This window comes from Pseudomonas sp. URMO17WK12:I12 (genome assembly GCF_000514395.1).
Classification (GTDB): Bacteria; Pseudomonadota; Gammaproteobacteria; order Pseudomonadales; family Pseudomonadaceae; genus Aquipseudomonas; species Aquipseudomonas mucoides.
Genome location: NZ_AZVV01000004.1, coordinates 287,128 through 303,442 on the forward strand (window position 1 = coordinate 287,128; position 16,315 = coordinate 303,442).

At 60.2% G+C, this 16,315-nt stretch carries 8 protein-coding genes and 2 pseudogenes; 6 read left to right on the forward strand and 4 right to left on the reverse strand.

From position 1 onward, the window contains the following. The first annotated feature begins 305 nt into the window (after positions 1–305). Together putA and D882_RS0104100 are read left to right on the forward strand one after the other, a co-directional pair. Positions 306–4,256, forward strand: a complete 3,951-nt coding sequence (gene putA, locus D882_RS0104095; RefSeq protein WP_027922056.1) for a trifunctional transcriptional regulator/proline dehydrogenase/L-glutamate gamma-semialdehyde dehydrogenase — start codon at positions 306–308, stop codon at positions 4,254–4,256. A gap of 254 nt (positions 4,257–4,510) precedes the next feature. Beyond that, positions 4,511–6,313, forward strand: coding sequence for an acyl-CoA dehydrogenase (locus D882_RS0104100; RefSeq protein ID WP_027922057.1), 1,803 nt, complete (start codon positions 4,511–4,513; stop codon positions 6,311–6,313). 109 nt (positions 6,314–6,422) lie between these two features. Here D882_RS0104100 and D882_RS1000000133430 read toward each other — a convergent pair whose 3' ends face one another. The 4 genes and pseudogenes from D882_RS1000000133430 to D882_RS0104115 form a co-directional block, all read right to left on the reverse strand. Further along, complete coding sequence (locus D882_RS1000000133430) at positions 6,423–7,268, reverse strand: methyl-accepting chemotaxis protein (protein WP_371258936.1); 846 nt, start codon at positions 7,266–7,268, stop codon at positions 6,423–6,425. 18 nt (positions 7,269–7,286) lie between these two features. Continuing rightward, positions 7,287–8,360, reverse strand: a pseudogene (locus D882_RS1000000133435) (cache domain-containing protein); the annotation flags it as partial. A gap of 101 nt (positions 8,361–8,461) precedes the next feature. Next, positions 8,462–8,764 (reverse strand): cell division protein ZapA, encoded by a 303-nt coding sequence (locus D882_RS0104110; RefSeq protein WP_027922059.1) that lies wholly within the window; start codon positions 8,762–8,764, stop codon positions 8,462–8,464. Then, positions 8,761–8,991 carry a hypothetical protein gene (locus tag D882_RS0104115; protein WP_027922060.1) on the reverse strand — a complete coding sequence of 77 codons (231 nt, stop codon included), beginning with the start codon at positions 8,989–8,991 and terminating at the stop codon, positions 8,761–8,763. The genes D882_RS0104110 and D882_RS0104115 overlap by 4 nt, the downstream gene beginning before the upstream one ends. Before the next feature lie 291 nt (positions 8,992–9,282). Between D882_RS0104115 and D882_RS1000000133440 the strand changes: the two are divergent. The 4 genes and pseudogenes from D882_RS1000000133440 to mscK form a co-directional block, all read left to right on the forward strand. Next, positions 9,283–10,038, forward strand: a pseudogene (locus tag D882_RS1000000133440) (MCP four helix bundle domain-containing protein); the annotation flags it as partial. Beyond that, positions 10,030–10,893 carry a methyl-accepting chemotaxis protein gene (locus tag D882_RS1000000133445; RefSeq protein ID WP_370741086.1) on the forward strand — a complete coding sequence of 288 codons (864 nt, stop codon included), beginning with the start codon at positions 10,030–10,032 and terminating at the stop codon, positions 10,891–10,893. The pseudogene D882_RS1000000133440 and the gene D882_RS1000000133445, both read left to right, overlap by 9 nt. Positions 10,894–11,169: 276 nt before the next feature. Further along, positions 11,170–12,912 (forward strand): potassium/proton antiporter, encoded by a 1,743-nt coding sequence (locus D882_RS0104125; protein WP_027922062.1) that lies wholly within the window; start codon positions 11,170–11,172, stop codon positions 12,910–12,912. A 34-nt stretch (positions 12,913–12,946) separates the two neighbouring features. After that, positions 12,947–16,297: a mechanosensitive channel MscK gene (gene mscK / locus D882_RS0104130; RefSeq protein ID WP_027922063.1), complete on the forward strand. Its 3,351-nt coding sequence runs from the start codon at positions 12,947–12,949 to the stop codon at positions 16,295–16,297. Positions 16,298–16,315 lie beyond the last annotated feature (18 nt).

Sequence of the window (16,315 nt, forward strand, 5' to 3'; positions counted from 1 at the left end):
CTTGGGGCGCGAATCCTATTCAACAATCCAAATAAGGTGCAACCCATTTCGTGAGAATTAGTTGCACCCAAACTGTTTTCCGTGAAACCGAGCGGTTTTTGCTCCCTTTTAGCGCAGTCATGCGATGTTTCTAGAAGTAAAAGCACCAAGCAGAAGCGGTACGTTCGTACCGGAATTTAATTCCTGACGAGCTGCTTATTATTCCGACAAAAAAAGGGTTGCACCCGGTTGCACCTCGACGGTTGCACGGCTAATCTTGCCGCCAGCTGATGCCACGCGGTCGTGGCAAACATGAGGATAAAAAAATGGCTACCACCACCCTTGGGGTCAAACTTGACGACCCGACCCGCGAGCGCCTCAAGGCTGCCGCGACCTCGATTGATCGCACGCCGCACTGGCTGATCAAGCAGGCAATTTTCAATTACCTGGAAAAACTCGAGGGTGGTGCAACCCTGACCGAGCTGAGCGGTTTGACCAAGGATTCCGACGACGCCGTCGATGCGCCTCTGGATCACGCTCACCAGTGCTTCCTCGAATTCGCCGAAAGCATCCTGCCGCAATCGGTGCTGCGCGCTTCGATCACCGCCGCTTACCGTCGCCCTGAGCCGGAAGTGGTGCCGATGCTGATCGAGCAGGCGCGTCTGCCGGCAGCGATGGCTGAAGCCACCAACAAACTGGCCTCATCGATTGCCGAGAAGCTGCGCAATCAGAAAAGTGCCGGTGGCCGTGCCGGGATTGTTCAGGGCCTGTTGCAGGAATTTTCCCTGTCATCCCAAGAAGGCGTAGCGCTGATGTGCCTGGCCGAAGCGCTGCTGCGCATCCCGGACAAAGGCACCCGCGACGCACTGATTCGCGACAAGATCAGCACCGGTAACTGGCACCCGCACTTGGGCAACAGCCCGTCGCTGTTCGTCAACGCGGCCACTTGGGGCCTGCTGCTGACCGGCAAACTGGTCGCCACGCATAACGAAGCAGGTTTGACTTCGTCCCTGAGCCGCATCATCGGCAAGAGCGGCGAGCCGATGATCCGCAAGGGCGTCGACATGGCCATGCGCCTGATGGGCGAGCAGTTCGTCACCGGCGAAACCATCGCCGAAGCCTTGGCCAATGCGAGCAAGTTCGAAGCCAAGGGTTTCCGTTATTCCTACGACATGCTGGGTGAAGCGGCACTCACCGAGCACGATGCGCAGAAGTACCTGGCCTCGTACGAACAAGCCATTCACTCGATCGGCAAAGCGTCCCACGGTCGTGGGATTTATGAAGGCCCGGGCATTTCGATCAAGCTCTCGGCACTGCACCCGCGTTACAGCCGCGCGCAGTACGAGCGTGTGATGGACGAGTTGTACCCGCGCCTGTTGTCGCTGACCTTGCTGGCCAAGCAGTACGACATCGGTTTGAACATCGACGCCGAAGAAGCCGACCGTCTCGAGCTGTCGCTGGATCTGCTCGAACGCCTGTGCTTCGAGCCGCAACTGACCGGCTGGAACGGCATCGGTTTCGTGATCCAGGCGTATCAGAAGCGTTGCCCGTACGTGATCGACTACGTAATTGACCTGGCTCGCCGCAGCCGTCACCGCCTGATGATCCGTCTGGTGAAAGGCGCGTACTGGGACAGCGAAATCAAGCGCGCCCAAGTCGAAGGCCTGGAAGGCTATCCGGTCTACACCCGCAAGGTGTACACCGACGTTTCCTACATCGCCTGCGCCCGCAAGTTGCTGTCGGTGCCGGAAGTGATCTATCCGCAATTCGCCACGCACAACGCCCACACCCTGTCGGCCATTTATCACATCGCCGGTCAGAACTATTACCCGGGTCAGTACGAGTTCCAGTGCCTGCACGGCATGGGTGAACCGCTGTACGAACAAGTTGTAGGCAAAGTTTCCGAAGGCAAGCTGAACCGTCCGTGCCGCGTGTACGCTCCGGTTGGTACGCACGAAACGCTGTTGGCTTACCTGGTACGGCGCCTGCTGGAAAACGGCGCGAACACTTCGTTCGTCAACCGCATCGCCGACCAATCGATTTCGATCCAGGAGCTGGTGGCCGATCCAGTGGCCAGCATCGAGCAGATGGCGACGCTGGAAGGCGGCTTCGGCCTGCCGCACCCGCGTATCCCGCTGCCGCGTGATCTTTATGGTGCCGAGCGCGCCAACTCCAGCGGCATCGACATGGCCAACGAACATCGTTTGGCTTCGCTGTCCTGCGCCCTGCTGGCCACGGCTCACAACCACTGGAAAGCCGCGCCGATGCTCGGTTGCGCCTCCAGCACTGAACCCCCTGCGCCTGTGCTGAACCCGTCCGATTTGCGTGACGTGGTTGGCCATGTGCAGGAAGCCACCGTCGAAGACGTCGACAACGCGATCCAGTGCGCCCTGAACGCCGCACCGATCTGGCAGGCCACCCCGCCCGCCGAACGCGCCGCGATTCTGGAACGTGCCGCCGATTTGATGGAAGGCGAGATCCAGCCGCTGATGGGCCTGTTGGCTCGTGAAGCCGGCAAGACTTTCGCCAACGCCATCGCAGAAGTGCGTGAAGCCATGGACTTCCTGCGTTATTACGCAGTGCAGGCGCGCAACGATTTCACCAACGACGCCCACCGCCCACTGGGTCCGGTGGTGTGCATCAGCCCGTGGAACTTCCCGCTGGCGATCTTCAGTGGCCAAGTCGCGGCAGCACTGGCGGCCGGTAACCCGGTTTTGGCCAAGCCTGCGGAACAAACCCCGCTGGTCGCCGCTCAAGCCGTGCGTCTGCTGCTCGAAGCCGGGATTCCGGAAGGCGTTCTGCAACTGCTGCCGGGCCGTGGCGAAACCGTGGGTGCCGGGCTGGTCGGTGACGAGCGCGTTAAAGGCGTGATGTTCACCGGCTCCACCGAAGTCGCTCGTTTGCTGCAACGTAACATCGCCGGTCGCCTGGATGCCCAGGGCCGTCCGATCCCGCTGATCGCCGAAACCGGTGGTCAGAACGCGATGATCGTCGACTCTTCGGCACTGACCGAACAGGTCGTGATCGACGTCGTGTCGTCGGCCTTCGACAGCGCCGGCCAACGTTGCTCGGCACTGCGCGTCCTGTGCTTGCAGGAAGATTCCGCTGACCGTGTCATCGAAATGCTCAAGGGCGCCATGGCTGAATGCCGTCTCGGCAATCCTGAGCGCCTGTCCGTGGACATCGGCCCGGTGATCGACGCCGAAGCCAAGGCGGGCATCGAGAAGCACATCCAGGCCATGCGCGACAAAGGTCGCAACGTGTACCAGGTGGCTATCGCCAACAGCGAAGAAGTCAAACGCGGCACCTTCGTGATGCCGACCCTGATCGAACTGGAAAGCTTCGACGAACTGCAACGGGAGATCTTCGGCCCGGTGCTGCACGTGGTTCGCTACAAGCGCAAAGACATCGATCAACTGATCGGTCAGATCAATGCTTCCGGTTATGGCCTGACCCTGGGCGTGCATACCCGTATCGACGAGACCATCGCCAAGGTGATTGACAACGTCAACGCCGGCAACGTCTACGTAAACCGCAACATTGTTGGCGCTGTAGTTGGCGTGCAGCCGTTCGGTGGCGAAGGCTTGTCGGGTACGGGTCCGAAGGCGGGTGGTCCGCTGTACCTGTACCGCCTGCTGTCGACACGTCCTACCGATGCGATCGAACAATCCTTCGCTCGCGGTGACGCTATCGCCGCGCCGGACGTTCGTCTGCGTGACGCCATGAGCAAGCCGCTGACGGCCCTGAAAGCCTGGGCCGACAGCAACAAGCTTACCGACCTGAGCCCCCTGTGCGTGCAGTTCTCGGCGCAATCGCAAAGTGGGATAACCCGTGTTCTGGCGGGCCCGACCGGCGAGCGCAACAGCTACGCCATCCTGCCGCGTGAGCACGTGCTGTGTCTGGCCGAGGTTGAAGGCGATCTGTTGACCCAACTGGCAGCGGTGTTGGCTGTCGGTGGTTCGGCGGTGTGGCCGGAATCTGACGTGAGCAAGGCGTTGTTCGCACGCCTGCCGAAGGAAGTTCAGGCACGCATCAAGCTGGTGTCCGACTGGAACAAAGACGAAGTGGTGTTTGATGCGGTTCTGCATCATGGCCATTCGGACCAATTGCGTGCGGTGTGCCAGCAAGTGGCCAAGCGTGCGGGCGCCATTGTCGGTGTTCATGGTTTGTCGCAAGGCGAGACCAACATTGCGTTGGAGCGTCTGGTGATTGAGCGGGCGTTGAGCGTGAACACCGCTGCGGCGGGTGGTAATGCGAGCTTGATGACCATCGGCTAAACCCGAACCGGGCACCTGCAACGGGGCCTGGCTTGGCAATAATCACTGTGGGAGCGGGCTTGCCCGCGACAGCGATGTGTCAGTCACTATTAATGTTGACTGATCTGCCGCTATCGCGGGCAAGCCTGCTCCCACAGGGGTTTGTGGTGTTTGCTAAGTTTCTGCGCGGCTCTACCATCACGCTCATCAATCATCCTGTTCAGCCTTTATTCCCACGCCTAGACTCGGTCCATTCCAAAAAAAGGTAGGCCGCCATGTCCGAGACGTTGCTCAGTTCCCGCAATCTGGCTTTCGAGCTGTATGAAGTCCTCGATGCCGAGGGCCTGACCCAGCGTGAGCGTTTCGCCGAGCACAATCGCGAGACCTTCGATGCCGCCATCGGTACCGCCCGCAACATCGCCGAAAAGTTCTTCGCCCCGCACAACCGCAAGGGCGACGAGAACGAGCCGCGCTATGAGGATGGTCAGGCGATTCTGATTCCGGAAGTGAAGCCGGCAGTGGATGCGTTCCTCGAAGCCGGTTTCCTCAACGCCGCGCGCAGTTTCGACGCGGGCGGCATGCAACTGCCGACGCTGTTGTCCCAGGCGTGCTTCGCGCATTTTCAATCGGCCAACGCGGCCTCCACTTCATACCCGTTCTTGACCATGGGCGCAGCGAACCTGATTGAAAGCTTCGGCACCGAGGAGCAGAAACAGCGCTTCCTGCAACCGATGATCGACGGGCGTTTCTTCGGCACCATGGCCCTGACCGAACCGCATGCCGGCTCGTCGCTGTCGGATATTCGTACGCGCGCCGAACCTGCGTCTGACGGCACTTATCGCCTCAAGGGCAACAAGATTTTCATCTCCGGCGGCGATCACCCGCTGTCGGAAAATATCGTGCACATGGTGTTGGCCAAGCTGCCGGACGCACCGGCCGGGGTGAAGGGTATTTCGCTGTTCATCGTGCCCAAATTCCTGGTCAACGAGGACGGCAGCCTCGGCAAGCGCAACGATGTGTTGCTGGCCGGGTTGTTCCACAAGATGGGCTGGCGCGGCACCACGTCAACCGCGCTGAATTTCGGCGATAACGGCGAGTGTGTCGGCTACCTGGTGGGCAAGCCGCATCACGGTTTGAGCTACATGTTCCAGATGATGAACGAAGCGCGGATCGGCGTCGGCATGGGCGCGGTGATGCTCGGTTATGCCGGGTATTTGTACTCGCTGGAATACGCCCGGGAACGTCCACAAGGTCGCGTGCCGGACAGCAAGGACCCGAACACCGCGCCGGTGGCGATCATCCAACACGCCGACGTCAAGCGCATGTTGCTGACGCAGAAAGCCTATGTCGAAGGTTCGTTCGACCTCGGCTTGTACGCGGCGCGATTGTTCGATGACACCACCACGCTTGAAACCGAAGCCGAGCGCAAACAAGCCCATGAGTTGCTGGATTTGCTGACGCCCATCGTCAAATCCTGGCCGTCGGAGTTTTGCCTCAAGGCCAACGAACTGGCGATTCAGATTCTCGGCGGCCACGGCTACACCCGCGAATACCCGGTGGAGCAGTACTACCGCGACAACCGTCTGAACCCGATTCATGAAGGGACACACGGCATTCAGTCGCTGGACTTGCTCGGGCGCAAACTGGCGCAGAACGGTGGTGCGGGGCTCAAGCAATTGATCCGGCTGATCGCCGACACAGGCGCGCGGGCGCAGGCGTATGAATCCTTGACCGCATTGCGTGAACCGCTGGAGAAACTGGTGGCGCGCCTGCAAACGGTGACCATCGGCCTGCTGACTGATCTGGCGCAGGGCAAGGTCAACAGCAGCCTGGCGAACTCGGCGTTGTACCTGAAAGTGTTCGGGCACACGGTGATTGGCTGGCGCTGGCTGGAACAGGCGATTCGGGCCGAGGAAGGGTTGGCCAAGGGTCATGCGGCGGATGTGAGCTTTTATAAGGGCAAGCTGCAGGCGGCACGGTATTTCCTGACGTGGGAAGTGCCGGGTTGCCACCATGAACTGACGATTCTTGAGGCGCGGGATGATGTGTGTCTGAACATGCAGGATGAGTGGTTCTGATTCTTTGGTGTTGCTGAAGGCCAATCGCGAGCAGGCTCACTCCTACAGTTGAAATGCGATCAACTGTAGGAGTGAGCCTGCTCGCGATAGCGTCAGCGCAGACAACTCATCAGCTCAGTTTGAAGCTGCTCATCTGCCGCGCCAAATCATCCGCCAACCGCTGCAACGTCTGACAGTCCTCACGGCATGCTCTCACTTCTCCAGCCGTAGCCCGCGCCAAATCCGAAATCCCCTGCACGTTGCGGTTGATCTCCTCGGTCACCGCCGACTGCTCTTCCGTCGCCGTCGCCACCTGATGATTCATGTCGCTGATCCGTTCCACCTGCCCAGTAATCGCCGTCAACGACGCGCCAGTGCGCTGGCTCGATTCAACACCGGTGCCCGTCGCCGCTTGTCCGCTGTGCATCGACGACACCGCATTCTCCGCACCCTGCTTGAGGCTGCCGATCATCTGCTGAATCTCATCGGTCGACGACTGCGTGCGGCGCGCCAAGGTGCGCACTTCATCCGCGACTACCGCAAATCCACGGCCCATGTCCCCGGCTCGCGCCGCTTCGATGGCGGCGTTGAGCGCCAGCAAGTTGGTCTGCTCGGAAATCCCGCGAATCACCGCCAACACCTGATCGATAGAGGCGACCTGATGAGCCAACTCGCCCACCGCCGTCGCCGCAAGGCCGATTTCATCCGACATGCTTTCTATATGTCGAATCGATCCGCCGACCACTTCCCGCGCCTGCATCGCCTCATCGCGAGCATTTTGCGAAGCAACCGCCGCGTTGCCGGCGTTCTGGGCGATTTCCTGCACGGTCAACCCCATCTCATGAACGGCCGTGGCGACCATGTCAGTCATTTCCTGCTGCCGACCAGAACGCTGGGCCGTGTTGTCCACCACCTTCGCCACCTGGCCGACGGCGGTGCGCAAGCGTTCGCTGGTGGTCAGCACTTCGCCGATCATTTCACGCTGGCTATCGAGGAACCGATTGAAGCCGCGCGCCAGGTCACCCAGTTCATCGGCGCGACTGGAATCTAACCGGTGGGTCAAATCTCCACCGCCGCTACCGATGGCTACCAATGCCGCTGTTACCTGACGGATCGGGCGCACCAAACCACGGGCCAGCAACACCACCAGCATCAGGCAAACCAGCGCCACGGCAAGGCCGATGCCGCTGCTCATCCACATGGCGCGGCGGGCTTCGGCGTAGATCTGCGATTGTGGCACTTCGGCCACCAGCGTCCAGCCCAGGTCTCGCAGCGGCAGGCTCAAGGCGAGGAAGTCTTCACCGTCTCTTACGAAGCTGCTGTTTGTGGCGGTTTTTTGACCCATGACGGCTTGCGCCGCCGGAGCACCGATTTGCTCGGCCAAGGTGCGTTTTCCGCTGAATTCCGCTTCGGGATGCACCTGGATCAAACCGTCAGAACGCACGAGATAGACCTTGCCGCGCGCCCCGAAGGCGAAGTTGTGGATCAGCTCCGACAGCTCTTTCATGCTCAGCCCCAGGCCGGCAACGCCCACGACTTTACCGGCAGCCTGGACCTTAAGGTCGATGAACAGCGCCAATTCTCCGGTCGCGGTGTCATTGTCGATATTAAGGGTGCGCGGCTGATTGCTGTCGAGGAAGGAGTAGAACCAGGCGTCTTTGGGATTGGAACGGCTGAGGGTCCGGTCCAGACCTTTTTCGGTCAAATAGTGATTTGAAGCGGTGCCGATAATCAGCGCGGTGAAGGCTTTGTGTTCAGCACGGATGCCTTCCAGGTATTGCGCAAATTCAGCCGTCCGGCCGCTGTCTTCACCCGCGGCCAACCAGTCTCGCACCATGCTATTGCTGGCGATGTCCTTGGCGGCTGTGAGGGGTTGAACGAGGATTCGCTCGATGTCGTTGCGCATCGCTTCGATGCTCGACGGCAGGGCCTGTTCGACCAGATAGCTCTGGGCGAGACGGTTAACCACGAGGGTATAAATGCCCACTACGATCAGGATACTGACCAGCAGGGCGGTGCCCATGCTCAAGATCAACTGCCATTGAATACTGCGTCGCCAGAACTGCATGGTGCACCCCCAAAGAATAAGAGGCTGAAACACTGCAACAGCCGTGCCGATTGTATACAACACTTATCGACAATTTATTCTTTGGTTGTGCGCAAAGCCGATCAGGCCTGATTGATCGTCTTGGAGATCACTTCAACCGTGGCGCTGACTTGCTCTTGGTAACGGTCGAGTTCCTGCTTGTGCTGCTTTTTCATTTCGATTTGCTGCGAGCACAGATTCATCGCGGCCAGCACCAGCAGGCGGTCACCGATCAGGGTCGGGTACTTCCGTTTGGTGTCGGCCAAAGCAGCTTTCAACATCATCGCGGCGTCCAGCAGGGTTTGCTCTTCCCCGGCCGGCGCCTTGATCGAATAGTCCTCCCCCAGGATCGAGACGACTTTTACCCCTGCGGCGCCGTGATTCATGCGCTGACCGGACCGGCGCTGACGCGCTCAACCAAGGCTTGAATGCGTGCGGCGGTGGCGCCTTGTTTCTCTTCCTGCTCCATCAGGCTCAGTTGCAGGCTTTCGTTTTCATCCTTGGCCTGAGCCAGTTCTGCGCTCAGGGTCTGGTTAGTGCCCAGCAGTGCCTGGTTCTGTTGCACCAGATCATTTACCAGTTGTTCCAATTGGCTTAGGGATGCTTCCAACATTTTGATTTTCCGAGCATTTTCAAAGGGCGCGTACGATAAAGAAAAGTCACCACGGATGCCAGGGTTATTGGGGCCTAAAGCCTTGATTTTCCTGGCGGGCGACCTTTCTCGCGAGCAGTAGAGACTGTGATTGGCGGATCCGGTTCCTGCACTTCGTCGCCAGGGGGGCTTGTGCGACAAAAACGCGCAGGGACTCAAGACTTTAGTCGCATGACCGATAAGTCACTCATACGTCAGCTTCAGCGCCGCACGGGTGCGCTCACTTCGGTAAACACAATGTCCCTTCGTAATATGAATATCGCTCCACGGGCGTTCCTCGGTTTTGCCCTGATTGGCAGCTTGATGCTGATCCTGGGCGTGTTCGCCTTGAACCAGATGAGCAAGATTCGCGGTGCCGCCGAGGAGATCACCCTGAGCAGCGTGCCGAGCATTAAAAGCCTCGACGAATTCACTCAGCTGACCCTGCGTCTGCGCGTTCTGTCTTATCGCTTGCTGGTCAACCGCGAGCCGGACGTGCAGCAGAAAACCATGGACCTGCTGGAAACCCGTAATCAGCAGATCCGTACCGCCCAGACGACCTACGAAAAACTGATCAGCAGCCCGCAGGAACGTGCGGCTTATGATCAATACGTGCAGTTACTGGGTCAGTACCGCCAGATCGAAGACCGCATGAAGAGCCTGTCACGCAACAATCAGGTCGATGAACTGCGCACGTTGCTCAACACCGACTTGCTGACCAACTCCGAAGCGGTCAACACCGTGCTCAACCGTTTGCTGGAGATCAACACACAGCAGACCCTCGACACCAACCAGCAGGCAGCCGACCAGTATTCCTCGGCATTCAACCTGGTGATCACCCTGCTGGTCGTCGCCACCGGCCTGACTTTGCTGTTCGCCTGGTTACTGACCAACAGCATCACCAAGCCGATCGCCAACGCACTGAGCGCTGCCGAGGAAATTGCCGAAGGCAACCTGACGCGCCCGATCACCGTCGATGGTGAAGACGAAGCCGGTCGCTTGCTGCTGGCGATGTCGAAGATGCAGGACAAGTTGCGCGACACCCTGCAACGGATTTCCGGCTCGGCCACGCAACTGGCATCCGCCGCTGAAGAGCTCAACAGCGTCACCGACGAAAGCGCTCGTGGCCTGACTCAGCAGAACAACGAAATCGAACAGGCGGCCACTGCGGTCAACGAAATGACCAGCGCCGTGGAAGAAGTCGCACGTAACGCCGTGAGCACCTCCGAAGCCTCGAAAAATGCCACGACGTCGGCCGGTGATGGCCGTGATCTGGTGCAGGAAACCGTCAGCGCCATCGAACGCATGAGCGCCGATGTGCAGAGCACCGCGACGCTGATCGGCGACCTGGCCAACGAATCCCGCGATATCGGCAAAGTGTTGGACGTGATTCGCGGTCTGGCCGACCAGACCAACCTGCTGGCCCTGAACGCGGCCATCGAAGCGGCTCGCGCCGGTGAGGCCGGTCGCGGTTTTGCGGTGGTGGCGGATGAGGTTCGTGCCCTGGCGCATCGCACTCAGCAGTCGACCAGCGAGATCGAACGCATGATCGGCAGCATCCAGAGCGGCACCGAGCACGCCGTGGATTCGATGCGCAACAGCACCGAGCGCGCCGAGTCGACGCTGAACATTGCTCGTGGCGCCGGCCTGTCGCTGGACACTATCAACAGCGCCATCGTCGAAATCAACGAACGCAACCTGGTCATCGCCAGCGCCGCCGAAGAGCAGGCGCAAGTGGCCCGCGAAGTGGATCGCAACCTGGTGAACATTCGTGATTTGTCGGTGCAATCGGCGACCGGGGCGAATCAGACCAGTGCGGCGAGCAATGAGCTGTCGCGATTGGCGCTGGACCTGAACAACATGGTTGGGCGGTTCAGCCTCTGACACCCATCACACCGCCCCTGTAGCAGCTGGCGCAGCCTGCGTTCGGCTGCGCAGCAGTCGTCAAATAGTCATTCGCTGTATGTCAGACAAATCCGGTACATAGGAATCGCGACTGCTGCGCAGCCGAACGCAGGCTGCTACAGGGCGGGTATTGCCATCGCGGTGTATCAATGCAAAAACCTTTTTGACAGCATCACATTTCAACAGGTTAGAATCGCTGGCACGCAGACTGCATGGTCAGTTTGTGCCCGCCTTTCGTTTTCTGGAGTACTGCCTTTGAATGCAATCACCATCAACAGCCTGTTTCTGATCGGCGCGTTGCTGGTAGGTGCGAGCATTCTGGTGAGCTCACTTTCGTCCCGCCTCGGCATCCCGATCCTGGTGATTATCCTGGCCGTGGGCATGGCTGCCGGCGTCGACGGTGGCGGCATTATTTTCGATAACTACCCCACGGCTTATCTGGTCGGCAACCTCGCATTGGCGGTAATCCTGCTCGACGGTGGCTTGCGCACCCGGGTCGCGAGTTTCCGCGTTGCACTGTGGCCGGCGCTGTCGCTGGCCACGGTCGGGGTGTTAATTACCACGGCGTTGACCGGCATGGTCGCCGCTTGGCTGTTCAACCTGAGCATTATTCAGGGCCTGCTGATCGGCGCGATTGTCGGCTCGACCGACGCCGCAGCGGTGTTCTCGCTGCTGGGTGGCAAAGGCCTGAACGAACGGGTCACCGCCAGCCTCGAAATCGAATCCGGCAGCAACGACCCGATGGCGGTGTTCCTCACCGTCACCTTGATCGACATGCTCGCCAGCGGCGAGACCGGCCTGCACTGGAGCTTGCTCGGGCACTTCGTGCGTGAGTTCGGTATCGGCGCCGTCGTCGGCCTCAGCGGCGGCTGGCTGATGCTGCAACTGGTCAACCGGATCAACCTGGCCAACGGCCTCTACCCGATTCTGGTGATTGCCGGCGGTCTGGTGGTGTTTGCCCTGACCAACGCCCTGCACGGCAGCGGCTTCCTCGCGGTGTACCTGTGCGGTCTGGTCATCGGCAACCGGCCGGTGCGTAGCCGTCACGGCATTCTGCACATGCTCGACGGCATGGCCTGGCTGGCGCAGATCGGGATGTTCCTGGTGCTGGGTCTGCTGGTTACCCCGCATGACTTGCTGCCGATCGCCCTGCCCGCGCTGGGCCTGGCGCTGTGGATGATTCTGGTCGCGCGGCCGCTGTCGGTGGTGGCCGGACTGCTGCCGTTCAAGGCATTCCATGGCCGCGAAAAAGCGTTCATTTCCTGGGTCGGCCTGCGCGGCGCGGTCCCGATCATTTTGGCGGTGTTCCCGCTCATGGCCGGTTTGCCCCACGCCCAGCTCTATTTCAATCTCGCCTTCTTTATTGTGCTGGTGTCGCTGCTGGTGCAGGGCACAAGTCTGCCTTGGGTGGCCAAACTGCTGAAAGTGACGGTGCCGCCGGAGCCCGCGCCGATCTCGCGGTCTGCACTGGAAGTGCATGTCACCAGTGAGTGGGAACTGTTCATTTATCGCCTCGGTGCCGAGAAATGGTGCATCGGCTCGCCCCTCCGCGAGCTGAAAATGCCCGAAGGTACGCGCATCGCAGCCCTGTTTCGTGGCCAGCAATTGCTCCATCCGTCGGGTAGTACGGTGCTGGAAGTCGATGATTTGCTGTGTGTTATCGGCCATGAACACAACCTGCCGGCGCTCGGAAAACTCTTCAGCCAGGCACCGCAGCGGGGTCTGGATTTGCGCTTCTTCGGCGACTTCGTACTCGAAGGAGACGCCCAGCTGGGCGCGGTTGCTTCGCTGTACGGGTTGAAAGTCGAAGGCATCGATCCGGACATGACGCTCGGCCACTTCATCGCCCAGAAAGTCGGGGGTGCACCCGTGGTCGGCGACCAGGTGGAGTGGAACAACACCATTTGGACCGTGGCGGTCATGGAAGGGAACAAGATCGGCAAAGTGGGCGTCAGATTCCCCGAAGGAAGTCGCCCGGGTCCGGGCTTGTTCCTCTAAACTCCACTCTTCGTCTCGTTTTCGATCGGTCTCTATGTCAACCCTGCGCACCTTTTTCGTCATGGCCCTGCTGGGCTTGAGCCTCTCCATCGGCACGCTGCAAGCGGCCGAACCGCCGTCCAGCGAAGCCGTGCAGGCAAGCCTGGACAAGATCGCCGACCGCAAGCTGCCGGAAGCCGACCAGAAAGCGCTGCAAGCCATCCTGCAGAACACGCTGACCCAGCTCAACAACGCGCGTGACTACGAGCAGAAACTCGCCGACCTCAAACAGCAACTGGCCACCGCGCCCAAGCAGAACATCGAGAACCAGCGTGAACTGGCGCGCCTCAAGGCGACCAAGGCGCAGCCGGTGGGGCAGCGCTACGCCAACCTGTCGATCCCGCAGCTCGAGCAAATGCTCACCGAGCGTTCGACTCAGCAAAGCGATCTGCAAAAAGCCCTGGCCGATGCCAACAGTCTGGTGATTACCGCCCAGACCCGACCAGAGCGCGCCCAAGCGGAAATTTCGACCAGCCAGACGCGCATTCAACAAATCAACAACACCCTCAAGACGGGCAAAGATGCCGGCAAAACCTTGAGTGGTGAACAGCGCGACTTGCTCAATGCTGAGCTCGCCGCCCTGAATGCACTGATCCCGTTGCGCCGTCAGGAACTGGCCGGCAACAGTCAGTTGCAGGACTTGGGCAGCGGCCAGCACGATTTGCTCTCGGAAAAATCCGATCGCCTGGATCAGGAGATCCAGGAGCTGCAAACCCTGATCAACCAGAAACGCCTGGCCCAGTCCCAGGAAACGGTGACCCAGCAGTCCATCGAGGCGCAGAAGTCCGGTGGCAGCGCCCTGTTGGCCACCGAAAGCGCGGCCAACCTGAAGCTGTCCGACTACCTGCTCAAAAGCACCGACCGCCTCAACGAAGTCACCCAGCAAAACCTGCAAACCAAGCAGCAACTGGACAACGTCACCCAGAGCGATTCAGCGCTGGACGAGCAAATCAACGTGCTCAAGGGCAGCCTGCTGCTGTCCAAGATTCTCTACAAACAGAAGCAGTCTCTGCCGCGCTTGAGGCTCGACCGCGACCTGGCCGACCAGATCGCCGACATTCGCCTCTATCAGTTTGAAGTCAGCCAGCAACGCGAACTGCTGAGTAATCCGGCCACTTACGTCGACAATCTGCTGTCGACCCAGCCGCCGGATCAAGTCACCCCGCAACTGCGCAAGAGCCTGCTGGAACTGGCCACGACCCGCGCCGACCTGCTGGAGCGACTGAACCGCGAATTGAGCGCCGTGCTCAACGAATCCATCACCCTGCAACTCAATCAGAAGCAACTGCTGAGCACCGCGCAAAGCCTGCGCGCGACCCTCGACGAGCAAATGTTCTGGATCCCCAGCAATAAGCCACTGGACCTGGAATGGATTCACGCCGTGCCGGAACGCTTGCAGCGCCAGGTCACCACCTTGCCGTGGTTTTCCAGCCTGAGTGAGTTGAGCGATGGCCTGATTCAACGTCCGCTGCTGTTTCTGCCGCTGGTGCTGCTGATCGGCGCCCTGCTGTGGCGACGCAAAAGCCTGTATGCCCGACTGAACAAGGTTCACAAGGACATCGGCCACTTCAAGCGCGACAGCCAGTGGCACACGCCTCAGGCCATTCTGATCAATATTTTGCTGGCGATGCCGGTCGCGCTCGGCCTGGCCTTGTGCGGCCTCGCCTTGCAGATCGACGCCCGCGGGCAAAACGCCAACATGGGTGCCGCGCTGCTGCAAATGGCCCAGGCGTGGCTGGTGTTCTACACCGCCTATCGGATCCTCGCGCCGGGTGGCGTGGCGGAACTGCATTTCCGTTGGGAAAAGCCTCAGGTCGAATTCCTTCAAGGCTGGGTCCGTCGACTCGGTCTGGTGGTCATGGCGCTGGTGGCGGTAGTGGCGGTCGCCGAACTGCAACCGGCAACGCTCGCCGATGATGTACTGGGCATGCCGGTGGTGTTGACCTGCTATGCCTTGATGGCCTGGCTGCTCAGCCGCTTACTGATGCGCAGCCCGACGCACGAGAACACTTCGCTGTTCCGCAAAATTGTAGGGATCCTGTTTACCGCCCTGCCAATCGCGCTGTTCGTGGCCGTGTGCTTCGGCTACTACTACACGGCGCTCAAGCTCAGTGATCGACTGATCAACACCCTTTACCTGCTGATGTTCTGGCTGGTGATCGAAGCCACCTTTGTCCGCGGCCTCAGCGTGGCGGCGCGCCGCCTGGCGTACCAGCGAGCCCTGGCCAAACGTCAGGCTGCGAAAGAGGCCGGTGATGGCGAAGCAGTCATCGAGGAACCGACGCTGGACATCGAGAAGGTCAACGAACAGTCCTTGCGCCTGATTCGCCTGGCGCTGCTCGGCGGCTTCATGGCCGCGCTGTACTGGGCCTGGTCCGACCTGATTTCGGTGTTCTCGTACCTGGACAACATCACCCTCTACGAATACACCAGCGGCACGGGCGCCACCATGAGCATGGTGCCGATCAGCATCGGCGACATGCTCGGCGCGCTGATCATCATCGGCATCACTTTCGCCCTCGCCCGCAACTTGCCGGGCCTGCTGGAAGTCTTGGTGCTGTCCAAACTCAACCTGGCGCAGGGCAGCGCCTACGCCACGACCACGCTGCTGTCCTACGTGATCGCCGGCGTCGGTTTTGTCTCGACCCTGTCGACCCTCGGCGTGAGCTGGGACAAGTTGCAATGGCTGGTAGCGGCGCTGTCGGTCGGTCTCGGTTTCGGGATGCAGGAAATCTTTGCGAACTTCATCTCCGGCATCATGATTCTGTTCGAGCGCCCGGTACGAATCGGCGACACCATCACCATCGGCAACCTGTCGGGTACGGTGAGCAAGATCCGCATCCGCGCCACGACCATCACCGACTTTGACCGCAAGGACATCATTGTCCCGAACAAGACGTTCATCACCGGGCAACTGATCAACTGGTCCCTCACCGACACCATCACCCGGGTGACCCTCAAGCTCGGCGTCGATTACGGCTCGGACCTGGACCTGGTGAAAGAGCTGCTGCTCAAGGCGGCCCGCGATAACCCGCGCGTGCTCAAGGACCCGGAACCGCACGTTTACTTCCTGAACTTCGGCGAAAGCACCCTCGACCACGAGTTGCGCATGCACGTGCGCGACCTCGGTGACCGCAACCCGGTGCTCGATGAGGTCAACCGCTTCATCAACCGCGAATTCAAGAAGCAGCACATCAACATCTCGTTCCGGCAGATGGAGGTCTACCTCAAGAACCTTCAGGGTCAGGAATACAAAATGGTGCCGATCGAGCCGGAAAGTAAAACCATCGTGCCGATGGCCGATGGCAAACCCGTGCAAGAGCCGCCATCCGCCAAGCTCGACTAACCGCCCTATCCCCAGCAG